Source organism: Acaryochloris sp. IP29b_bin.137 (genome assembly GCF_028285745.1).
GTDB lineage: Bacteria > Cyanobacteriota > Cyanobacteriia > Thermosynechococcales > Thermosynechococcaceae > Acaryochloris.
This window is the reverse complement of sequence record NZ_JANQOP010000248.1, coordinates 1-2,368: the sequence shown is the minus strand read 5'-3', so window position 1 is coordinate 2,368 and position 2,368 is coordinate 1. Positions and strand designations below refer to the sequence as shown.

Genomic DNA, 2,368 nt, shown 5'->3' with positions numbered 1-2,368 from the left:
CTTGATCGCAGAGAAGCGGGGAAGGCAGGCCCATGAATGGACGAACCAAGTCATCCATCCAGAGGTAAGGGACTATCTAGCCCAACTCCCCATGACCCTGCAGGCTGAGAATATGGCCTTTGTCCACGGGAGTCCCAACAGTCAGCATGAATATTTACTGCCCAGCATGGATGGATTCGCTGCCCTAGAACGGGTGGTCTCCACCGACGCAGATGTCTTGTTCTGTGGCCATACCCATGTTCCCTATGTGCGGGAGCTAGAGGATGGCAAGCTCTCTGTGCGCGTTCACCAACCGGGACAAGACGACCAACAGCATCAGTTCACGGCGTCCTTGAAGCGAATTATCAATGCCGGATCCGTGGGAGAACCCCGCCATGGACGTCCCAATGCGACTTACGTTCTCTATGACACGGATACGGCCCAGGTCACCCTTCGGGAGGTGCCTTATGACTACGAGAAGACCTGTGCAGCCATTGTTGACAAGGGCTTGCCGCCCATTTTTGCCTGGCGCTTGGCGCGGGGGATGGAATTTGCAGAGCGAGCCGATGATCCCAGCCATGTATGTCAGCGGTAGCTGGCCCCAATTCAGGAGGTAAAGAATGGAACAGTGGGCAATTTTAAGCGGAATTGAAGGTAATCTCAGTGCCTATGAGGCCGTCCTGGCAGATATCCGTCGACAGCGCTTTCCGGTGTCGGATATATATGTTTTAGGCGATTTTGTGGGCTTCAAGGGAGACAACGAAGCCGTGATCCGGCGACTTCAGTCTCCGGGGGCTGGGGAATTGGAACCCCAAATTTGTATCGGCTGGTGGGAAGAGCAGTGCTTTAATTTATACGGATTGGGCGGCTTGCCCGATGCCCCTGAGCTGGTAGAACAAGAGGGGGCCGATGCGGTTCAGCGTCTCTGGGAATCGGTCTCTCGGCAGTCCGTACAGTGGATGCGATCCCTCCACTTTGGATTTCACGAATTAGACTGCCTGCTGATCCACGGCAGTACCGTGGGCTATGCGGATGAACTCACACCGGACACACCTGCGATGCAACTATGCGATCGCATGATTCGAGCCGATGCTAATCATCTCTTCTGTGGCCGCTCAGGACTAGCGTTTGAATGTTGGATTGAGCCAGGAGATCTACGCTCCACGGTCATGACCCTAGATGGCATCCAGACGACCCCAGCGCAAAGTCGCTCGCCCCGGCGCATTATCGGCGTCGGGAATGTTGGACGCAAGCCCGGACAGGCGACCTATACCCTTTATAATCCCGCCAACAACCGCGTTACTTTCAAAACCGTAAAATATAGCAAGGCCAAAGGCTTTGCTGTACAGCACTCCTAGGGGCGTTTTGGGAAATCGATGCATGTGCGCTCTCTTATTGCTTTGAACGCTCAAAGATCCCACTACATCAACTGCCACAATCCAGAACAAAAGCTGATAACGGTAGCTGCCAGGGGCACGAGCAGAAACTTGGGGAAGCACAGCCGTTAGAGTGTTTCGAGCCTCCCTTGCACGGCACTGTTAAACAATTCAGCACAACCTTCATCTTTCTATTAAGCCTAGCTGTTTCCGAATCAAACGACATAAGCTGTTCTTAATTTCGGTATGATGCGGCACAGGGGATTTCTGGCCTGTTGTTGGGTTGAGATAAATATCATGCCTTGAGCCATGTCGATGCAAAACACAACCAGACTTCTCTAGTTCACGAATAAACTCTTTCCGCTTCATATTTCAAGGATCAGTTCCTTGGTTTTTGCCTATTCTGGGGCAGGTTCAGCGTCTGTAGCCATGAGCCGATAGGCATCGCGTATGTTTTCCTCTAGCTCCGCAAGAGTTTGCCCTTGGCTAAAAACTCCAGGAACTCCTTTCAGCCGACCGACTAACCAATCATTATCGTTCCAATACTCCAAGATGAAGGACTGTGTCATCATGGTATCTCCCGGCTACTTCAATGCCTTCAAGATATCAAAAACCTTGACTGCTGGGTGAAATACCTAGGGTGCAGAGGTCTAACGCCGATTCTCAGGCTCAGTAACCGGATGCTCACCTAAAGACTCAGGCAATTCCTCTAATAACTTACTCGAATGGTATTCCAGTTTTATCTCACCTTTAGTAGCTCTTTCGGTCCAGTACCTTCCATTGAGCTTTAGCGTGGGTGTTTCAACTATTTTGAATATAGCGGTCCCATCATGAGGAATACTTCTTTCACTTACACTCAGTCGAGGCTCAGTAGATCGAAAAGACCAAGAATTGTCGCCAAGGAAAGGGTAGTTTCAAGCTGAAAGCGTTTAATATCAGCCATGACCACTACCCCAACTTCATTATCCCCAGCTCTGACTGACGAGGGTGTCTTAAACCGCAGCTCTTGATTG

4 protein-coding genes are annotated in these 2,368 nt (G+C 51.1%); 2 read left to right on the top strand and 2 right to left on the bottom strand.

Features of this window, described 5'->3' with window-relative positions; translation table 11 throughout:
* The coding region (locus Q0991_RS17585; RefSeq protein WP_299490743.1) for a metallophosphoesterase family protein at positions 1–574 on the top strand (574 nt) is incomplete at its 5' end.
* Positions 575–599: 25 nt separating this feature from the next.
* Positions 600–1,337, top strand: coding sequence for a metallophosphatase (locus tag Q0991_RS17580; RefSeq protein WP_299490741.1), 738 nt, complete (start codon positions 600–602; stop codon positions 1,335–1,337).
* Positions 1,338–1,538: 201 nt separating this feature from the next.
* On the opposite strand, the gene Q0991_RS17575 is transcribed toward Q0991_RS17580, so the two are convergent.
* Positions 1,539–1,724, bottom strand: coding sequence for a type II toxin-antitoxin system HicA family toxin (locus Q0991_RS17575; protein WP_299490739.1), 186 nt, complete (start codon positions 1,722–1,724; stop codon positions 1,539–1,541).
* A gap of 29 nt (positions 1,725–1,753) precedes the next feature.
* Positions 1,754–1,924 carry a type II toxin-antitoxin system HicB family antitoxin gene (locus Q0991_RS17570; protein ID WP_299490737.1) on the bottom strand — a complete coding sequence of 57 codons (171 nt, stop codon included), beginning with the start codon at positions 1,922–1,924 and terminating at the stop codon, positions 1,754–1,756.
* Positions 1,925–2,368 lie beyond the last annotated feature (444 nt).